General features: G+C 66.6%; 14 protein-coding genes. 8 read left to right on the forward strand and 6 right to left on the reverse strand.

Translation table 11 applies throughout. The features are described 5' to 3' along the window. Position 1 precedes the first annotated feature (1 nt). The 7 genes from BVE01S_RS03220 to BVE01S_RS03250 all read left to right on the forward strand — a co-directional run bounded on the left by BVE01S_RS03220 (position 2) and on the right by BVE01S_RS03250 (position 6,919). Positions 2-253 carry an ACT domain-containing protein gene (locus tag BVE01S_RS03220; protein WP_039244600.1) on the forward strand — a complete coding sequence of 84 codons (252 nt, stop codon included), beginning with the start codon at positions 2-4 and terminating at the stop codon, positions 251-253. Further along, complete coding sequence (locus BVE01S_RS03225; RefSeq protein ID WP_066624233.1) at positions 253-1,503, forward strand: 2-isopropylmalate synthase; 1,251 nt, start codon at positions 253-255, stop codon at positions 1,501-1,503. Before BVE01S_RS03220 ends, BVE01S_RS03225 begins: the two co-directional genes overlap by 1 nt. Beyond that, complete coding sequence (leuC, locus tag BVE01S_RS03230) at positions 1,496-2,908, forward strand: 3-isopropylmalate dehydratase large subunit (RefSeq protein WP_066624235.1); 1,413 nt, start codon at positions 1,496-1,498, stop codon at positions 2,906-2,908. The genes BVE01S_RS03225 and leuC overlap by 8 nt, the downstream gene beginning before the upstream one ends. After that, positions 2,901-3,488 (forward strand): 3-isopropylmalate dehydratase small subunit, encoded by a 588-nt coding sequence (gene leuD / locus BVE01S_RS03235; RefSeq protein ID WP_066624236.1) that lies wholly within the window; start codon positions 2,901-2,903, stop codon positions 3,486-3,488. Before leuC ends, leuD begins: the two co-directional genes overlap by 8 nt. After that, positions 3,485-4,591: a 3-isopropylmalate dehydrogenase gene (gene leuB, locus BVE01S_RS03240; protein ID WP_066624238.1), complete on the forward strand. Its 1,107-nt coding sequence runs from the start codon at positions 3,485-3,487 to the stop codon at positions 4,589-4,591. Before leuD ends, leuB begins: the two co-directional genes overlap by 4 nt. 280 nt (positions 4,592-4,871) lie before the next feature. Next, positions 4,872-6,152, forward strand: a complete 1,281-nt coding sequence (locus BVE01S_RS03245) for an ammonium transporter (RefSeq protein WP_088582703.1) — start codon at positions 4,872-4,874, stop codon at positions 6,150-6,152. Positions 6,153-6,223: 71 nt separating this feature from the next. Further along, positions 6,224-6,919, forward strand: coding sequence for a TorF family putative porin (locus tag BVE01S_RS03250; protein ID WP_066624240.1), 696 nt, complete (start codon positions 6,224-6,226; stop codon positions 6,917-6,919). 59 nt (positions 6,920-6,978) lie between these two features. Here the strand turns inward: BVE01S_RS03250 and BVE01S_RS03255 are convergent, their stop codons facing one another. The 4 genes from BVE01S_RS03255 to BVE01S_RS03270 are packed head-to-tail and all read right to left on the reverse strand — an operon-like array spanning position 6,979 to position 13,869. Continuing rightward, entirely contained in the window at positions 6,979-9,351 is a 2,373-nt protein-coding gene (locus tag BVE01S_RS03255; RefSeq protein WP_066624242.1) for a glucan 1,4-alpha-glucosidase, read from the reverse strand. An 8-nt stretch (positions 9,352-9,359) separates the two neighbouring features. Then, on the reverse strand, positions 9,360-10,301 hold the full coding sequence (locus BVE01S_RS03260) for an alpha/beta hydrolase (RefSeq protein ID WP_066624245.1): 942 nt from the start codon (positions 10,299-10,301) through the stop codon (positions 9,360-9,362). After that, positions 10,298-11,809, reverse strand: coding sequence for an MFS transporter (locus tag BVE01S_RS03265; RefSeq protein WP_066624247.1), 1,512 nt, complete (start codon positions 11,807-11,809; stop codon positions 10,298-10,300). Before BVE01S_RS03265 ends, BVE01S_RS03260 begins: the two co-directional genes overlap by 4 nt. After that, complete coding sequence (locus BVE01S_RS03270; RefSeq protein ID WP_244878348.1) at positions 11,806-13,869, reverse strand: glycoside hydrolase family 97 protein; 2,064 nt, start codon at positions 13,867-13,869, stop codon at positions 11,806-11,808. Before BVE01S_RS03270 ends, BVE01S_RS03265 begins: the two co-directional genes overlap by 4 nt. A gap of 106 nt (positions 13,870-13,975) precedes the next feature. Between BVE01S_RS03270 and BVE01S_RS03275 the strand changes: the two genes are divergently transcribed. Further along, on the forward strand, positions 13,976-14,989 hold the full coding sequence (locus BVE01S_RS03275) for a LacI family DNA-binding transcriptional regulator (RefSeq protein WP_066552349.1): 1,014 nt from the start codon (positions 13,976-13,978) through the stop codon (positions 14,987-14,989). A gap of 5 nt (positions 14,990-14,994) precedes the next feature. Here BVE01S_RS03275 and BVE01S_RS03280 read toward each other — a convergent pair whose 3' ends face one another. After that, a complete protein-coding gene (locus BVE01S_RS03280) occupies positions 14,995-16,638 on the reverse strand; it encodes an alpha-amylase family glycosyl hydrolase (protein WP_240612059.1) in 1,644 nt (547 codons plus the stop codon). Then, complete coding sequence (locus BVE01S_RS03285) at positions 16,635-18,452, reverse strand: alpha-amylase family glycosyl hydrolase (RefSeq protein ID WP_084375259.1); 1,818 nt, start codon at positions 18,450-18,452, stop codon at positions 16,635-16,637. The genes BVE01S_RS03280 and BVE01S_RS03285 overlap by 4 nt, the downstream gene beginning before the upstream one ends. Positions 18,453-18,733: the final 281 nt, after the last annotated feature.

The following is an 18,733-nucleotide window of genomic DNA, read 5'->3' on the forward strand; positions in this document are numbered from 1 at the left end:
GATGAGCAACACGATCCACATCCAGATCGACCGTGCGGACGGTTCGCTTCAGCGTCTCATCGGCCTGGTGGAGCGCCGCGGCTTCCACATCGACGGCATGGCCCTGGCTGACGAAGGGGCTTTCCGCCGCATCGCCCTGACTGTGCGCGGCCGCGACGCGGGCCGCTGCATGGACAACCTGGGTCGCCAGATCGACCGGCTGTTCGGCGTGCGCCGCATCAGCAACGACATTATTCAATCCGAGGCCGCGTGATGATTACCCCCGAAAGCGTACGAGTATCGGGCGTATCCCGCACAGAGGAGATCGCCGCCGATCCCAACCGCGTCATCGTCTTCGACACGACGATGCGGGACGGGGAGCAGGCGCCGGGCTTCTCCATGACCGCCCAGGCCAAGGTGAAGATGGCCCAGGTTCTGCGGGACCTGGGCGTTGACGTTATCGAGGCCGGCTTCGCCGCCGCCTCGCCCGGCGACGAGGACTGCATCCGTCGCGTGGCCGGCGAGGTCGAGGGACCGATCTTTTGTTCCCTGTCGCGCGCCAACGAGAAGGACATCGACGCCACCTTCCGCGCCCTGGCGCCGGCGCCGAAGTCGCACCGTCGGTGCCACACCTTCATCGGCACCAGCCCGATCCACCGCACCGCCAAGCTGAAGATGTCCACCAATGAGGTGTTGTCGACGGCCGTGCGGTCGGTGGAATACGCCCGCAGCCTGTTCGACGACGTCGAGTTCTCGGCCGAGGACGCCTTCCGCACCGAGCCGGAGTTTCTGGCCGATGTGCTGGAGGCCGCCGCCGACGCCGGCGCCCGCACCCTGAACGTGCCCGACACCGTCGGCTATGCGACCCCGCAAGAGGTGCGCGAGCGTTTCGCCGCCCTGGCCGCGCGCATCAAGAAGCGCCATCCGCATGTGATCTTCTCGGCCCACTGCCATGACGACCTGGGCATGGCGGTCGCCAACTCCCTGGCCGCCGTCGAGGGCGGCGCGCGTCAGATCGAGGGCGCCATCAACGGCATCGGCGAGCGGGCTGGCAACTGCTCGATCGAAGAGATCATCATGGCGCTGAAGGTCCGCGAGGACCGCTATGGCGTCACGACCGGCGCCGACAGCCGCCATCTGGTGCGCGCCTCCAAGATCCTGTGCGAGATCACCGAGACGGTCATCGCCCGCAACAAGTCCGTGGTGGGCATCAACGCCTTCGCCCACGAGGCCGGCATCCACCAGCACGGCATGCTGGCCGACAGCCGCACCTATGAGATCATGCGGCCTCAGGATGTGGGCTTTGAGGGCAGCTGGTTCGTGCTGGGCAAGCATTCGGGCCGTCACGCCATCGCCAAACGCGCCGAAACCATCGGCCGTCCCATCGAGGGCGAGCGTCTGGCGGCGGTGGTCGCCGGCTTCAAGCAACGCGCCGATCAGATCGGAGAGATCAATGACGCCGAACTGATCGCCATCATCGACCGGGTCGACGGCGTGTCCGAGGTCGTGGCCCAATATGCCTGATCCCAAAACCCTGTTCGACAAGGTCTGGGACGCCCACGTCGTGCGGTCGGAAACGGCCGATACGCCGGGGGTGCTGTATATCGACCTGCATCTGGTCCACGAAGTCACCAGCCCACAGGCCTTCAGCGAGATCGAGGCGCGTGGGCTGAAGGTCCGCCGTCCCGACCGGACCTATGCGACCCTGGACCATTCGACACCGACCCTGCCGGCGGGGCTGAACGGTCCAAAACCCTATGTCACCGCCCAGGCCGAGGCCCAGGTCCATACGCTGGAGCGCAACTGCGCCGCCCACGGCGTGCCGCTGGCGGGTTGGGATTCCGATGATCGCGGCGTGGTCCATGTGATGGGGCCGGAACTGGGCCTGACACAGCCGGGCATGACGGTGGTCTGCGGCGACAGCCATACGGCGACGCACGGCGCCTTCGGGGCGCTGGCCTTCGGGATCGGCACTTCGGAAGTCGGTCACGTGCTGGCGACCCAATGCCTGTTGCAGCGCAAGGCCAAGGCCATGCGGGTGACGGTGGACGGAAAGTTGCAGCCTGGCGTCTCGGGCAAGGATGTCGCCCTGGCGGTCATCGCCGCCATCGGTTTCGGCGGCGGCACCGGCTATGTCATCGAATACGCGGGCGAGGCGGTGCGGTCGCTGGACATGGAAGGGCGGATGACCCTGTGCAACATGTCCATAGAAGCCGGGGCGCGGGCCGGCATGATCGCCCCTGACCAGACGACCATTGATTGGCTGCGCGGTCGTAAGCACGTCCCCGCCGACTATGAGGCGGCGACGGCCGAATGGCTGAAACTGGCGACGGATCAGGGCGCGACCTTCGACAAGGAAGTGACCATCGACGGCGCCGTCATCCGGCCGATGGCGACCTGGGGCACGACGCCGGACGCGGGCGCGCCCATCGGCTCGCCCGTGCCGCAACCGCAGTCGGACTCAGACCGCAAGGCCATCGCCTACATGGGCTTCACCGCTGGGGAGGCGACGACCAGCCAGCCGGTGGATGTGGTCTTCATCGGATCCTGCACCAACGGACGTCTGCCCGATCTGCGCGCCGCCGCCGAGGTGCTGCGCGGCCGCAAGGTCAAGCCGGGTCTGCGCATGCTGGTGGTGCCGGGGTCCGAGGCCGTGCGTCGCGACGCCGAGGCTGAAGGCCTGGATCAGGTCTTCATCGCCGCCGGGGCCGAATGGCGCATTCCCGGCTGTTCGATGTGCATCGCCATGAACGGTGATTTCGTCGCGCCGGGCCAACTGGCCGTATCCACATCGAACCGCAATTTCGAAGGCCGCCAAGGCAAGGACGCCCGCACCATCCTGGCCAGTCCAGCGACGGCGGCGGCGACGGCGGTCGCTGGCGTGCTGACCGATCCGCGCGTCTTTCTGAAGGAGGTCGAGCATGTCTGAACCCTTCCAGGTGCTGACCTCCAAGACCGTGACACTGAGCCAGGCCAATATCGACACCGACCAGATCATTCCGGCGCGCTTTCTGACCACGACTACGCGCGAAGGGCTGGGCAAGGCCGCCTTCTATGACTGGCGTTACGAGGACGACGGCTCGGAAAAACCCGAGGCCATCTTGAACCGGATCGATCCGGCCGAGCATCGCATCCTGCTGGCGGGCCGGAACTTCGCCTGCGGTTCGTCGCGCGAACATGCGCCCTGGGCCCTGCTGGACTATGGGTTCCGGGCGGTGATCTCGACCGAGATCGCTGACATTTTTACATCGAATGCGCTGAAAAACGGCCTGCTGCCCATCGTCGTCAGCCAGGCGGTTTGGGACGATCTGGCGTCGCAGCCGGACCAGCCGGTCACGATCGACCTCCAGGCCAATCAGATCCAGCGCGGCAATGCCGAACCCGTGCCGTTCGGGGTCGAATCCTTCGCCCGCCAATGCCTGCTGGACGGGGTGGACACCCTGGGTTGGCTGCAAGCAAACATGCCTGAAATCGAAGCCTACGAGCGATCGAAAGAGACCGTAAGATGAGCACCGCCGCCACCAAGACCTACAACATCGTCCTGCTGCCCGGCGACGGCGTCGGACCGGAGGTCACTCGGGCCGCGCGTGATGTCTTGCGGGTCATCGGCGACTTCTATGGTCACCATTTCGAGTTCGCCGAGCATCTAATCGGTGGCGCGGCCATCGACGAAACGGGCGACCCCTTGCCCGAGGCCACGCGCGCCGCCTGCGTCGCTTCCGACGCCGTGCTGCTGGGCGCGGTCGGCGGGCCGAAATGGGATGGCGGCAAGGCGCGTCCGGAACAGGGACTGTTGGCGATCCGCAAGGCGATGGGCCTGTTCGCCAATCTGCGGCCGTTGCAGGTGTCGCCGGTGCTGGCGCACCGCTCCCCGCTGAAGAAGGAGATCGTCGAGGGCGTCGATCTGATCGTCTTCCGCGAACTGACCGGCGGCGTCTATTTCGGCGAGAAGACCCGCACCGCCGATCGCGCCACCGACCTGTGCGAATACACCGTGCCGGAGATCGAGCGGGTGACCCGCGCCGCCTTCCAGACCGCCCAACAGCGTCGTGGCAAGGTGACCTCGGTCGACAAGGCCAACGTCATGGAGACCAGCCGCCTGTGGCGCGAGGTCGTGACCCGCATCCATGCCGAGGAGTTCCCCGACATCACGCTGGAGCACGCCCTAGTGGACTCCATGGCCATGCACCTGATCCGCAAGCCGCGCGACTACGATGTCATCCTGACCGAAAACATGTTCGGCGATATCCTGTCGGACGAGATTTCGGTGCTGGGCGGCTCCATCGGCCTGTTGCCGTCGGCGTCGCTGGGCGCGGGCGGGCCGGGCCTGTTCGAGCCGATCCACGGCTCGGCGCCGGACATCGCCGGTCAAGATTTGGCCAATCCGGTCGGCACCATCCTGTCGGCGGCTCTGCTGCTGCGTCACAGCCTGAAGCTGGAGGACGAGGCCGATTCTATCGAGGCCGCCGTCGCCGCTGTTCTGGCGGCCGGCGCCGTGACGGCTGACCTGGGCGGCGCGCTGGGCACGCGTGCGGCGACCGAGGCCGTTATCGACGCCATCCGCGCCATCCACTGGGCGGCCGCGCATCGCGTGCAAATGCACTGGGCCTGACGGCTTGAACTGACGTTGAAAATCTTGCCGCTCAGCTTGGCTTTGTCGGCATAAATAATCTGATATCGGGCCGCAAGATCGCAAGATCGTGCGGCCCTGTTCTTTTTCTCCATGACCGTTGCAAGAAAGTTGCGCCGTTCACGGTCTAGCCCCTTGCGCCTATCGCAAATGCGGTAAAATCTTCGCAACTGCGAGATTGCATAGGGGGTACTAGCTCATGTCGCAGACCACGAAACGACTTACGGGAGCGGCTGCGCTCCTACTTCCCACACTCTGTCTGATGGCTGCCGGCGCGGCGAATGCGCAGGACGCCGCGCCCGCCTTGCTCGGCCACCAGGCCGCGCTTGAGCTGGACAGCGCCGGCGCCTCATGGCTCGGCACCTCGACCGCCCTGGTTCTGCTGATGACCCTCCCCGGTCTGGCGCTGTTCTATGGCGGCATGGTGCGCAAGAAGAACGTCATCGCCACCATCACCCAGTCCGTCGGTGTGTTCGCCGTGGTGTCGCTGGTGTGGTTCATCGCCGGCTATAGCCTGGCCTTCGGCAAGAACGAGAGCGCCGGCCTTCAGCCCTTCATCGGCAGCCTGGACATGCTGTTCCTGAACGGCGTGTCGCTGAAGACCGCCAACGCCCTGCTGCCGGGCATTCCCGAGTTCCTGTTCATCTCCTTCCAGATGACCTTCGCCATCATCACCCCGGCGCTGATCACCGGCGCCTTCGCCGAGCGGTTCAAATATTCGGCGCTGTTGCTGTTCACCGCCCTGTGGTCACTACTGGTTTATGCGCCGATCTGCCACTGGGTCTGGGGCGGCGGTTTCCTGGGTTCGGCGGGCGTGCTGGACTTCGCGGGCGGCGCCGTCGTTCACGTCAACTCGGGCGTCGCGGGCCTGGTGTGCGCCATCTTCCTGGGTCGCCGTAAGGGTTACGGCACAGAGGTCATCACCGCCCACAACCCTGTCCTGACCATGATCGGCGCCTCGCTGCTGCTGGTCGGCTGGATCGGCTTCAACGCCGGCTCGGCGGGCGCCGCCAACGACCTGATGGGCGTGGCGCTGCTGAACACCATCCTGGCCGCCGCCGCCGCCGCCCTGACCTGGAAGGTCGTCGAATATATCGAGAAGAAGAAGGTCTCGCTGATCGGCATGCTGTCGGGCGTCGTCGCCGGTCTGGTCGCCATCACCCCGGCGGCCGGCTTCGTCGATCCCAAGGGCGCGGTCATCATCGGCCTGATCGCCGGTCCGGCCTGCTACGCCTCGTCGGTGTGGATCAAGAAGCTGCTGCGCTACGACGACAGCCTGGACGCCTTCGGCATCCACGGCGCGGGCGGCCTGATCGGCGCCCTGCTGACCGGAGTCTTCGCCACGACCGCGATCAACAGCCTGTCGGAAGGCGCCAACGTCGGCGCTCAGGCCCTGGGCCTGCTGTGGACCATCGTCTACAGCGCCGTCGGCACCCTGATCATCCTGTTCATCTGCAAGTTCACCACGGGCCTGCGCGTGAGCGAGGCGGAAGAAGCCGCTGGTCTGGACACCTCGCTGCATGGCGAGGCGCTTGAACACTGATGGAGATCGGGCGCGGCTCCCAAACCCGCGCCCGGCCTCGACCTCGAATAACGACAACAAGGGGATAGACTATGAAAAAGACCATCATCCGCGCGGCCGCCGCCGCGACACTCGCCGCAGGTCTGATCGGCCTCGCGGCACCGGCCTCGGCCCAGAGCACCGTCGATGTCGCCTGGAATGTGGGCGCCGTCAGCGACTATGTCTTCCGCGGCTTCAGCCAGACCAGTGAAGATCCCGCCATCCAGGGCGGCGTCGACCTGACCTCGGGCGGCTTCTATGCGGGCGCCTGGGCCTCCAACGTCGACTTCGGCGACGACACCGATGCGGAAGTCGACCTGTACGGCGGCTATCGCACCGAGGCGGGTGGTTTCGCGCTCGACTTCGGCGCGATCGGCTATCTGTATGTCGGGGAGCCGGACGGCGCGGACTATAACTACGCCGAGTTCAAGGCTGCGGCCTCGCGCGCGGTCGGTCCCGCCACGTTTGGCGCGGCCGTCTATTACTCGCCCGACTTCTTCGGCGCGGACAAGGAAGCGACCTATGCCGAGGTCAACGCCGCCTTCTCGCCGGCGCCCAAGTGGACGGTGTCGGGCGCGCTGGGCAAGCAATGGCTCGACGTCAGCGACGACTACACCACCTGGAATGTCGGCGTCGGCTATGCCCTGACCGAGAAGGTAGGCGTCGATGTCCGCTATTACGACACCGATGTGGACGGCGTGCCCGGCGCCGAAGACCGGATCGTGGGCGCGGTCAAGCTCACCTTCTGAGCCGCGTCAGTTCGAAATGAGAACGGCCCCGGAGAGCGATCTCCGGGGCCGTTTTCGTATCAGCGGGCGTAGCGGTCGTGGACGGGGTCGTAGCTGTCCCAGACCTTGCCGTCGGCCAGCGACCGCAGCAGCTTAAGATATTCCGCGTGGGTCCAGGCCAGGGGCGTCGCCGAGTCCGTATTCTGCCCCACGGCGTAATCCTTGGCCGTCGGGTTTCCGACGCCGTCCCACACCTGTTCGGCCAGCATCAACCCGCCGTTGGCGAACCGCTCCATGCCGCGCACATAGGTCTGGCGGATGGCGGCGATGTCGGCGGCCGAGGGGGCGCCGTTCACGCTGACGCGAGCCAGCTCATAGTGACCGCGCTCGCCCGTGAAGAAGGGCCAGACCCGGCCGCGCTGACCGGGGCTCATCTCCCCGCCGACGCCGTAGTTTGCGCCCGTCACATGGTCCTCGCCATAGCCATCGACGCCATAACGGCGCCAGCCCGGCGTCTTGTCGCCCTCGGGACCGAAGTCGTAGCGGACGCGATAGAGCGGCTCCAGCGACTGATCGTCATAGACGGGCAGGGTGGACAGGATGTGCGGATCGTCGGCCTTGCGCACCCCATAGCGCACCAGCTCCAGGAAGCCGCCGTCCACGACGCGGTCTTCGGCCGGAGCGATCTGGCCGTTGGCGGCGCCGATCGGGGCCTTGTCGTTCGGGTTCTCGTTTTGCGTGATGCGGATGAAGTAGCGACCGTCGCCGAAGTCGCCGTTGGTGGTGAACATCCGGTCCTCGATCTTGGACGCATAGCTGTCGGCCGCGATCTGGTAGCGCGTCGCGTCGGCGGCGTCGCCCGACGCGCGCGCCATTTCGGCGGCGACCGTCAGGCCCGCGACCACGGCGGCGGTGCTGGAAGGCGAATAGCCTTGCTGCTCTTCCCAGCGTTCCTGCTGGGTGAAGGGCGGCTTGATCTCCGCGTCGTTCCACATCAGTCCGATCTTGCCGCCGTCGACCAAGAAGTCGGCCGCCGGCTTCAGCATGGACCGATAGTGTTCGGTCATCTGGGCGTCGGACAGCCAGCCCATCTTCCACAGACGATAGCCCAGCATGATCGGCATGGCTGTCTGGTCCAACTGGACCGCAACCCATTCCAGTTCGCCATCGACGTGCGTCTTCTGCAGGAACCAGCCGCCGGCGCCGGTGTTGCCGGGCGTGTTCGGGCCGACCTGGACTTGGGGCAGATAGTTGAAGGCCGCCAGCGGCGTCTCCTTGTCGCCCAGCGCCGCCAGAGCCATCGCCACCTGATAGAAGTCACGCGGCCAGACGGCCTTGTAGCCGGTCGAGGACTTCGACGCGTCCACCGTGTCGCCCCACGGGTTCGACAGTGACGCGATCAGGGCGCCGGCGTGGGTGCGATCCTCCTGAACCTTCAGCATCAGAGCCGAGGCGTAGGCCAGTTTGCCGCCGTCGGTCGCCTGCTCGGCGATGCGCGGCAGTTCGGTCAGCGAGGCGACATAATCCTCCCAGCCCACGCGCTCGCCCTCGCCGTTGAAGCGGGCCAGCACCTCGTCCAGGCCAGTCGCGAACGATCCGTCCGCGGCGGCGCGCGCCTCGGCCTCGCTGTGGCCGAAGCCGATGACGAAGTCGCGCGTGATCCGGCGGCTTTGGCGCAGGCGCGGCAGGGCGCCCGTCATCATCGTATTGCCGGCCTGATCGCCGGTCGAGGCGTAGGTCCAGTCCAGCTTGCCGTCCTTCAGATCGGTCAAACCGTCGGAGGCGCCGACGAATCCGACGCTGGCCTTTTCGAAGGCCTCGCTGGGCTTCAGGAACAGGTGGGTGTCGCCTTCCCATGCGTGAAAGCCGTCGCGTGTGACCCGACCCCGGTCATCGACGCCGGTGTTGGCAATATGCGGCTCCAGCATCAGATAGGGCGTCACATCGCCCTTCAGCGCGGTGATGGTGACGCGCAACACCAGGGCGTTGCGGTCGGGATCGCTGAAGATCTGCTTTTCGATCTTAAAGCGGCCGTTCTTGTCCTGCGTCGTGACGCGATAGGCCGGTGACAGCGGACGCCCCTGGGCGTCGACGTGCAGATATTCGGTGCGGCTTGTGGTGTCGTCGCCTTCGACGACCAGACCGTCCTGGGTCACGCCGGCGAAGCGCAGGGCCTTGATCTGGGCCTCATGGATCAGGCCGTACATGGTCTCGGTCAGGACGCCGTCGGCAATGGAATACCAGACCTTGGACACCGCGCCGGTCGGGCCGCCGTCGCGATACTGGCCGTCGACATAGGCTTCGTAGGATGCGCCGGCGCCGGTCTTGGCCGCGCTGGACCAGACGGGCGGGGCGCCGGGCGCGCCGGGGGCGACGCCCGATTGGGCGCTTGCGGCGGAAGCGAGGGCCAGGCCGGCGGCGCCGGCGAGGCAGAAGGTACGGAAGTGACGCATTGTGGTCCTCACGGGTTGCGCGTGGGGGCGGGGGAAAGAAGGAAGGTCAGAGGCACGTCCAGGCGCTGGTTCCAGGACGCTTCATTGTGCTGCGCGCCGGGGAAAACCAGGCTGCGGAAGTCACCGGGGCCATAGCCTCGACGGCGGAAGCTCTGATCTACCTGGGTCTGGAAGACGGCGTAGAACTGATCCAGCGTCTCGTCGCCCCGGTCGAAATAGAAGCGGTGGTCGCCCGGCGCGGGCAGGCCGCGTTCGATCACGCCGGTCCAGGCCGCGACCAGGCGTTCGCGCCAGGCGTCCAGCGTCGCGCCGGGCTCAAGCCCTTCGACCTTCAGCGGCCAATGGGTGGACAGACAGGCGGCGGCGGAAAAGACCTGCGGCTGTTTCATCACCGCATACATCGAGATCAGGCCGCCCATGCTGGAGCCGGCGATCATCGTGTCCAGCGGCCCGCTGAGGGTGCGGTAGGCGCCGTCGATGAAGGGCTTCAACTCCTCGATTAGGAACCGCAGATAGCCGTCGGACAAGGACGGGCCGCCGTAAATGGCCTGGACCTCGTCGCGCATGTCGGCGGGCAGGGCGGCGATCAGGTCGGCGGGGACATATTCCCTCAGCCGCAGGTCGGTGTTCCAAATCCCCACCACGATCGGCGTCCGCACCTGACCGCTTTCGATCAGCCGCGTCAGATGTTCGTCGACGCCCCATTCGCCGAAGTTGGCCGTGGCCGGATCGAACAGGTTCTGGCCGTCGTGCATGTAGAGAACAGGCCAGGCGGCGTCGGACGCCTCATATCCGGGCGGCAGCCAGACCGAGACGTTGCGCGCCTTCACATGGGCCGACGCGACCGCCTCATGCAGCACCAACCGCCCGCCCGCGAGGGCACCCTCGGCACGCGCCGCGCCGGCGAAGGGCAGGGCGGCCATGAGGGCCAGAAGACCCCGACGGTTCATCCGCGATGCTCCTTGACCATCAGCGCGCTGGCGGCGGCCAGAACGAAGGAGACGGCGCCCAGCACCAGGGCCCATATGGCCTGGCCGTCGAACAGGGTCTTCAGGATCAGGCCCAGAACCGTGGCGGCCAGCAGCTGAGGCACGACGATGAAGATGTTGAAGACGCCCATATAGACGCCCATCTTTCGGTCCGGCACCGCCGCCGACAGGATGGCGTAGGGCATGGAGACGATCGACGCCCAGGCGAAACCGACGCCGATCATCGGCAGCCACAAAAGGCCCGGCTCGCGGATGGCGAAGACGCCGAACAGACCCGCCGCGCCCAGCAGCAGCATCAGGGCGTGGGTCGCCTTGCGGCCGATGCGCTTGGCCAGCACCGGCAGGGTGAAGGCCGCCAGGGCCGCCACGCCATTATAGACCCCGAACAGAACCCCCACCCAGTCCGCGCCCGTGGCGTAGGCGGCCGAGGTGGTGTCGGTCGCGCCGTAATGGACGCGGGTCACGGCGGCGGTGGTGTAGATCCACATGGCGAACAGGGCGAACCAGCTGAAGAACTGAACCACGGCCAGGCCGCGCATCGTCTCGGGCATGCGGAAGATGTCGTTCAGGATTTCGGTCGCGGCGTTGGTGATGCGGCGTCGCTGCATCATGCCGACGGCGATCTGGAGCAGGCCGAACCCGGCGAAGAAGCCGGCCAGGATCAGCAGCTCCTTCTCCAGATCGAGCGCGCCGATCAGCACGAAACCCAGTCCGCCGAGCACGGCGCTCACCAGGCCCGATGTCATCCAGCCCTGGACGCTGCGGGCTGGCGCTTCGGCCTCGACGGGCGCGGTCGGCGCGCCGTCTCGGGCGCGTTCGAAGGCCGCGATCTGTTCGGGGCTGTATTCCTTGGTAGAAAGCACCGTCCACAGCACGGCCGAGAACAGGCCGGCGGCGCCGACGTAGAAGGCGATCTTGACCGACAGGGGCACCACGCCCGCCTCGGCGGTTGAGGCGATATCGAAGACGTTGGACAACAGCCACGGCAGGAGCGAGGCGAAGACCGCGCCGGCGCCGATGAAGAAGCTCTGCATCGCATAGCCGGCGGTGCGCTGCTCCTCCGGAAGGTTATCGCCGACGAAGGCGCGGAACGGCTCCATGGTGATGTTGATCGACGCGTCCATGATCCACAGCATGGCCGCGGCGAACCACAGGCTGGGGCTGTTGGGCATGGCGATCAAGGCCAGGGTGGTGGCGATGGCCCCGACCAGGAAATAGGGTCGCCGCCGGCCGAAGCGGGTCCAGGTCTTGTCGCTGAAATGGCCGATGATCGGCTGGACCAGCAGACCCGTCAGCGGCGCGGCGATCCACAGGATCGCCAGGCTGTCGACCTCGGCACCCAGCGTCTGGAAGATCCGGCTGGTGTTTGCGTTCTGCAGGCCGAAGCCGATCTGGATGCCGAAGAAGCCGACGCACATGTTCCAGATCGCCAGGCCGGACAGGCGCGGGCGGTGCGAGAGCAGGGTCATCCGCGTCGCGCCCGGCCGACCGGCACGAACCGGATGGCCTGACCGCCGCCGGGGGCCAGCGCCAGGGTCAGGGTGTCAGACGACGTCACCTCGCGCTGCTCGATGACGATGTCCTCGCGCTTGCCGCGATAGTCGGCGTTGGGCCCATCGCGATAGATTTCGGCCCGATATCGACGCCCGGCGTCCAGGAAATCGAGCGGGGCCTTCAGCACGCGCGGATGCTCGTCGGTGACGGCGCCCAGGGCCCAGACATCCGTGCCGCGCTGCTTGCGAACCGTGACGACATAGTCGCCCATGGCGGCGTCCAGCGTGCGGCTCTCGCTCCAGTCGACCGGCACATCCTTGATGAACTGGAACGGGCCGGGGTTGGCCTCATAGTTGACCAGCAGGTCCGCCGCCATCTGGATCGGGCTGTAGATCACGACATAGAGCGCCAGTTGCTTAGCCCAAGTCGTCTGCACGCCGCCGGGGCTGCGCGTCTCCATGCCGAAGATGCCGGGCGTATAGTCCATCGGCCCGGCCAGCAGGCGGGTGAACACCAGGTTCGGCTCATGCTCGGGCGGATTGCCGGGATTGCCCCAGGCCGAATATTCCATCCCGCGCTGGCCCTCGCGGCTGATGATGTTCGGATAGGTGCGGCGAAGGCCGGTGTCCTTGAACGGCTCGTGAGCGTTGATGGCGACCTCGTGGCGATAGCCAGCCTCGACCACGCGCATGTGGTGCTGGGCCATCGCCTGGCTCTCGTGCCAGGCCATGACCATCTGTCCGTCCGGCCCGGCGACGCGGGCGCCTTGCGCGTCGGCGACGTAGCCCGTCTTCACCGAATGGACGCCGAGGCGTTCATACAGGGCCATGGCCGGTTCGAGCTGCTGCTCATAGTGGAAGGCGTTGCCGCCGGTCTCGTGGTGGCCGATCAGTTGCACGCCCTTGGACCGCGCGTGGGCGCAGACCGCTTCGATGTCGAAGTCGGGATAGGCCTCGGTGAAGCTGAAGTCCGCGCCGTTGGCGAACCACTGGCCGTCCCAGCCCTTGTTCCAGCCTTCGACCAGTACCCCGCCCAGCCCGTGCTTGGCGGCGAAGTCGATGTGTTTGATCGCATTTTCGGTGGTCGCGCCGTGCTTGGGCCCGGAGTTCCAGGTCTTCAGGTCCAGGTGCATCTCCCACCAGACGCCGACGTATTTCATCGGCTTGAACCAGCTGACGTCGCCCAGCTTGTTGGGCTCGTTCAGGTTCAGGATCAGGCTGGAATCCAGCAGGCCCGCGGCGCTGTCGGAGATTTGCAGGGTCCGCCAGGGCGTGTTGAACGGCGCCGCGCGCACCACCGCCGCATTGGTCAGGCCCGGCGTCAGTTGAGCGCGAAACTTCGTTTCCTCCGACCGGCGCAGGTTCATCCCCGCATAGTCGATGCAGGCGGCCTCGTGGATCGAGACGTGCAGGCCCGACTGGCCCCGAACCGTCATCGGCGTCTGGGCGCTGCCGACCGCATCGATGGGCGTGCGGCTATAGAGATATTCCTCGCGGTTCCATTCCCAGGCCGGGCACCACAGGGCCTCGCCGTTTTCGGCCAGATTGAACTCGGTGATTTCCGAACCGATGCGGACGGTGGTCAGGCCAGCCTGCTGCGGGAACTCATAGCGGAAGCCCAGACCGTCGTCGTACAGGCGGAAGACCACGTCCACGCGGCGTCGCAGGCCGCCGGTCTCGGCATAGGCGACGCGCCATTCATTGTAGTGGTTGCGGATGAACTGGCGCTCGCCCCACGGCTGCTCCCAAGTGTCGTCGACCGTGACCGGCTGGCCTGCGGTCAGGGCCAGGCTGCGCTCGATGGCCGGCGCGTCGGTCAAGAGGAAGCCCAGCTTGGACGGCGCCACCACGACCCGGCCCTGACGCAGCACCGAATACATCGGCCGCCCGTCGTTGTCGGTGAAGGCCTCGACCGTCAGCACGCCGCCGGGCGAGGACGCCCGGGCATGGTTCGGCGCGGTCTGGGCGCGCGCGCCCGTCGCCCCCAGAGCCAGGATCGACACGCCGCCAAGGGCCAGGAAGGATCTGCGCTGCATCATGGGAACTCCGTTACGCCGCCTCTTGCCAACCGCCGCGAACGGTGGCTGAAATATTTGCAGAAAATTTTGCAGCTTCACCATGCTGCTGTGAGGACCCGCGACCTTGAGCCGCAAGACAACCCGTCTGGAAGACATCGCGCGCCTGGCCGGCGTGTCCATCGCCACCGCCTCGCGCGCCCTGAACGACAGCCCCGCCGTCAACGATCGCACCAAACAGACGATCTGGAAGCTGGCCAAAGAACACGATTATCCGTTCCGCCGCCACATGCCCGCCGGTCCGATCGGCGCCCAGGGCACGATCGCCTTGGTCGTGCCGCGTCCGCAGGGGCGCGAAGGGCGCCTCAGCGACCCCTTCTTCCTGGAGCTTCTGGCCGGAGTCGGCGAGGCGGCGCGCGAACGCGGCTGCGACCTGCTGATGAGCCATATCTCGCCCGCCAACTATGACGAGCTGTCGGCGGCGCTGAACACCAGCCGGGCGGATGGCGTGATCTTCCTGGGCCAATCCAGCCTGCATTCGGCCTTCAACCGGCTGGTCGACGCCGATCATCGTTTCGTCGTCTGGGGCGCCGAACTGCCCGACCAGGACTATTGCTCCATCGGCTCGGACAACATCTCGGGCGGACGTCGCGCGACGCTTCATCTGGCGCGGCTGGGGCGAAAGCGCATCGTCTTCCTGGGCGATCTGGATCCGCCCGAGGCCATGCAGCGTCATCGCGGCTATCTGGACGCCATGAGCCAGAGCGCGTTGGACGTGGACGCCGACCTCATCGTGCCTGCGCATTTCGAAGTCGAATCCGCCGAGGCCGCCGTGGACGCCCTGATCCGACGCGGCCTGGATTTCGATGGCGTCGTAGCCGCGTCCGACCAGATCGCCCTGGGCGCCGTGCGCGCCCTGTTGCACGCCGGCGTCGAAGTGCCGGGCCAGGTCTCGGTTATCGGCTTCGACAATGTGCCGTTCAGCCGCTACTCGCGCCCGGCGCTCAGCACCATCGCCCAGGACACGATGAAGGCCGGCCGGTTGATGGTGTCCAAACTGCTGGACCACGGCGGCGCCGCAGCAGGGCGTTCCGAGCGCGTTCCGACCGAGTTGATCGTTCGCGAGACCTGCGGCGGCTGACCCCGTCATCCGGCGTCGGCGAAGATCAGCCCGGCCAGCGGCCTCAGCGTCGATCCGTCCGCCTCGGTCCAGTTGACCGCCGCGATCCGGCGCGCGCCGGTAGGCGCGGACCAGTCCAAGGCCTCGAAACCCAGGTTGAACACGCACAGCAGACGCTCGCCGCCCCCGGCCCGTTCGAACCGGCGGAAGACCAACAGGTCGCCCGCGCTCTCGATCTCCAGCCCTCCGGTCCGCAACGCCGGATGGGCCTGACGCAGGGCGATGATGCGGCGCGCGGCGTGCAGGATCGAGGTCGGGTCCGCCTCCTGCGCATCCACGGCCAGCGACAGATGGCGCGGATCGACCGGCAGCCAGGGCTCGACCGTCGAGAAGCCGGCGTTGGCCGCCGAGGCCACCCAGGGGATTGGCGTCCGGGCGCCGTCGCGGCCCAGTGTCTCGGGCCAGTTGGCGATGGCCTCGGGATCGACCAGCCGCTCGAACGGCACCTCGGCCTGAGGCAGGCCCAACTCTTCGCCCTGATAGACGAAGACATTGCCGCGCAGGCACATCAGCAGCAGCATGGCCATTTCCGAGAAGGCCTTCTCGTCCCGGCCCTGGGCCCAACGCGACACGGCGCGCGGCGCATCGTGGTTGGAGAAGGTCCAGGACGGCCAGCCCTCGCCCTGCTGATCCGGCCACATTCCATCGCCCACGCCGATCAGTTCGCTCTTCAGAGTATCGGCGTAGAGATAGAGGAAGCCGTAGGCCGAGTGCAGACGGTCGTTCCCGGCGGTGAATTCCTTCATCTCGCGATCGGCGTGATCGCCGCCGACCTCCGCCACCGTGAACCGGCCTTCATAGCTGTCGGTCAGGGCGCGGATGCGGTTCAAGAAGCCGATGATGTCCGGGTGGGACTGGTTATAGATCTTGTCCTGGAAGTCGAACGGCCGCGTGCGCTTCTTGCCGTCCTGGATCGGCGGATTGTCGCGCAGGGACGGATCGTGGATGGCGAAGTTGATCGCATCCAGACGGAAGCCGTCCACTCCCCGATCCAGCCAGAAACGCGCCGCCGCGATCAGGGCGTCCTGAACCGCCGGGTTTCTGACGTTCAGCTGAGGCTGGGAGGCCAGGAAGTTGTGCATGTAGTACTGGCCGCGCCGCGCGTCCCAGGTCCAGGCTGGGCCGCCGAACACCGACTGCCAGTTCGACGGCGGCGAGCCGTCCGGCTTGGCGTCGGCCCAGACATACCAGTCGGCGTGGTCGCCGTTTCGGCTGGCGCGGCTGTCGGTGAACCAGGGATGTTCGTCCGAGGTGTGCGAAAACACCTGATCGATGACGACCTTCAGCCCCAGGGCATGGGCGCGCGCGATCAGGGCGTCGAAGTCGGCCAATGTGCCGAAAATCGGATCGACGTCGCAGTAGTCCGACACGTCATAGCCGAAGTCCTTCATCGGCGACGTGAAGAAGGGCGACAGCCAGACGCCATCGACGCCTAGGGAGGCGACGTGGTCGAGGTGCTGGGTGATCCCCTTCAGATCGCCGACGCCGTCGTCGTTGGAGTCGGCGAAGCTGCGCGGATAGATCTGATACAGCACCGCCCCGCGCCACCAGTCGTGCGCCAATGCGGGGGCGGCGTCAGCCGTGGAAAGATCGAGGGGCAGGGCAGTCACGGCACGCTCTTGCAGACGAGGTAATCGAGGGGAGGCACGCGAACGGCGACGCTGGCGGGTGCGGAGGATTCGGGTGCGCAATCGCCGCGCAGAGCTTGCCACCGCAGCGAGCCGGGCTCCACCTCGACATGAGCGGCGACGGGCGCAGTGGAGGTGTTGAACAGGGCCAGGATCTCCGATCCGTCCTCGCCGACGCGCGACAGGGCGAACAGACCGGGCTTGTCACCATAGGCGCGCACGACCTGACGGCCGCGTCGCAGGGCCGGCTCTGCGGCGCGGATGCGGGTCATCTCTGCGATCGCCTGGTAGAGGGGGGCGTCCGTGGAATAGGCCGGCTGGCGACCGCCGACGGGCGTCTCGTTCGCATAGACCGGCGTGCGGCTGGGCCACATGTCCTGGCGTGAGTTTCCGTATCCGCCCGCGCCGGCGAAGCCCTGTTCATCCCCGTAATAGAGCGTGGGAACGCCCCGGCTGAACATCATCAGGGCATGGGCCAGTTTGATACGCGCCAGCACCTCGGCGTCGTCGGCGTTCGGATTGGCCTGTTTCACGAAGAAGCCGACCCGGCCCATGTCATGGTTGCCCAGGAAGGTCGGCAGGATGGCGGCGGTCTCGGCGCCCTTGTCATAGATCGTGTCGGCGTCGAACAGCTTGGCCAGGGCGTCGGTCCCGACCTTGCCGGCCGCCACATCGGTCGCTTGCTTCTGGAACGGGAAGTCCAGCACCGCCGGATAGCCGTCGACCCGCGTGAACCGCGCCGTCACCGCCGGATCAGGATCATAGACCTCGCCGAAGATGTGGAAGTTCGGGATGCCCTTGGCCTCGGCGCGGGCGATCATGGCGGGGATGAAGGCCTGCCAGAAGCCCGGGTTCACATGGCGGGCGGTATCGATGCGGAAGCCGTCGATGCCGTATTTGTCGATCCAGCCGCCGAAGATGTCGATCATGCCCTGGATGACCACCGGGTCCTCGGTCAGCAGGTCGTCCAGCCCGGCGAAGTCGCCGTCCAGGCTGCTTTCGCCGGTGAAGGTGCTCTCGCCCCGGTTATGATAGTGGATCGGATCGTTCAGCCAGGCCGGAACCTTGGCGTTCTCCTCGCCGGCCGGGACATAGGGCGTATAGGCGTAGTCGGCCCGGGTCAGGCGCGAGAAGTCGCGACCGTCGAAGCCTTCATTGATCGGCGCACCGTCGACGCCGCCGCGACGGGTGTAGGGATAGTCGGCGCGACTGCGATAGGCGCAGCGGCCTTTAGGGCATTCGCGATACTGGATGACGTCGGCGGTGTGGTTGGCGACGATGTCCAGATAGACCTTCATGCCGCGCGCATGGGCCGCCTCGACCAGGGCGCGCATCGCAGCCTCGTCGCCGAAGTGCGGATCGACGGCGGTGAAGTCGGTGATCCAGTAGCCGTGGTGCGCCGCGCCGGTGTAGCCGCCATGGCTCTGCACCGGCTTGTTCTTGAACACGGGCGCCAACCAGACCGCCGTCGCGCCCAGCCCCTGGATATAGTCCAGCTGTTGGGTCACCCCGGCCAGGTCGCCGCCATGATAAAAATCGGTATCGGCCGGATCGAACCCGCTCTTCAGCCGGTCAGCGGTATAACCGCCGTGGTCGTTCGTGGCATCGCCATTGGCGAAGCGATCCGGCAGCAGGAAGTAGATCACCTCGTCCTGAGGAAGGCGTTGACGCAGGGCTGACAGGGCGTCTTCGGCCTGGCGGGTTTGCGCCGTCGTCGGCAATGCAAAGCTGCTCAGCACAGCCGCCGCCGCCATCGCCGCGTGCAGTCCGGCCCTTCTGGGGGCTCCCCTCGCCATGACGCTCACTCCCTTGCGTCTGGAAAGTGCAAAGCCTTCCAGATCGATTTGCAAGATTTTGCAGCAATGTGCGGGGCTGTCAACGCGTCGCTGAAATGCTGCGATGCGTCATGAACACAGCGCGAAACCGCACATTTTGGCGCCCTGGCAGGCTATGCCCCAGACGGAAGTGCGACGGAAATCAGACCTCCGCATTAACTGCTTGCAACATTCCAAAAGATTTGCATATTTTTGCGACGGCTTCAGATCGCGACGTTCAGAATCGCGGTCAGCCCCAGGGA

The organism is Brevundimonas vesicularis NBRC 12165, assembly GCF_001592205.1.
GTDB lineage: Bacteria > Pseudomonadota > Alphaproteobacteria > Caulobacterales > Caulobacteraceae > Brevundimonas > Brevundimonas vesicularis.

What these genes read in the sequence shown, in the direction of transcription:
- BVE01S_RS03220 (WP_039244600.1), top strand. Translation starts at nt 2, where the DNA reads ATGAGCAACACGATCCACATCCAGATCGACCGTGCGGACGGTTCGCTT.
- BVE01S_RS03225 (WP_066624233.1), top strand. Translation starts at nt 253, where the DNA reads ATGATTACCCCCGAAAGCGTACGAGTATCGGGCGTATCCCGCACAGAG.
- leuC (WP_066624235.1), top strand. Translation starts at nt 1,496, where the DNA reads ATGCCTGATCCCAAAACCCTGTTCGACAAGGTCTGGGACGCCCACGTC.
- leuD (WP_066624236.1), top strand. Translation starts at nt 2,901, where the DNA reads ATGTCTGAACCCTTCCAGGTGCTGACCTCCAAGACCGTGACACTGAGC.
- leuB (WP_066624238.1), top strand. Translation starts at nt 3,485, where the DNA reads ATGAGCACCGCCGCCACCAAGACCTACAACATCGTCCTGCTGCCCGGC.
- BVE01S_RS03245 (WP_088582703.1), top strand. Translation starts at nt 4,872, where the DNA reads ATGGCTGCCGGCGCGGCGAATGCGCAGGACGCCGCGCCCGCCTTGCTC.
- BVE01S_RS03250 (WP_066624240.1), top strand. Translation starts at nt 6,224, where the DNA reads ATGAAAAAGACCATCATCCGCGCGGCCGCCGCCGCGACACTCGCCGCA.
- BVE01S_RS03255 (WP_066624242.1), bottom strand. Translation starts at nt 9,351, where the DNA reads ATGCGTCACTTCCGTACCTTCTGCCTCGCCGGCGCCGCCGGCCTGGCC.
- BVE01S_RS03260 (WP_066624245.1), bottom strand. Translation starts at nt 10,301, where the DNA reads ATGAACCGTCGGGGTCTTCTGGCCCTCATGGCCGCCCTGCCCTTCGCC.
- BVE01S_RS03265 (WP_066624247.1), bottom strand. Translation starts at nt 11,809, where the DNA reads ATGACCCTGCTCTCGCACCGCCCGCGCCTGTCCGGCCTGGCGATCTGG.
- BVE01S_RS03270 (WP_244878348.1), bottom strand. Translation starts at nt 13,869, where the DNA reads ATGCAGCGCAGATCCTTCCTGGCCCTTGGCGGCGTGTCGATCCTGGCT.
- BVE01S_RS03285 (WP_084375259.1), bottom strand. Translation starts at nt 18,452, where the DNA reads ATGGCGAGGGGAGCCCCCAGAAGGGCCGGACTGCACGCGGCGATGGCG.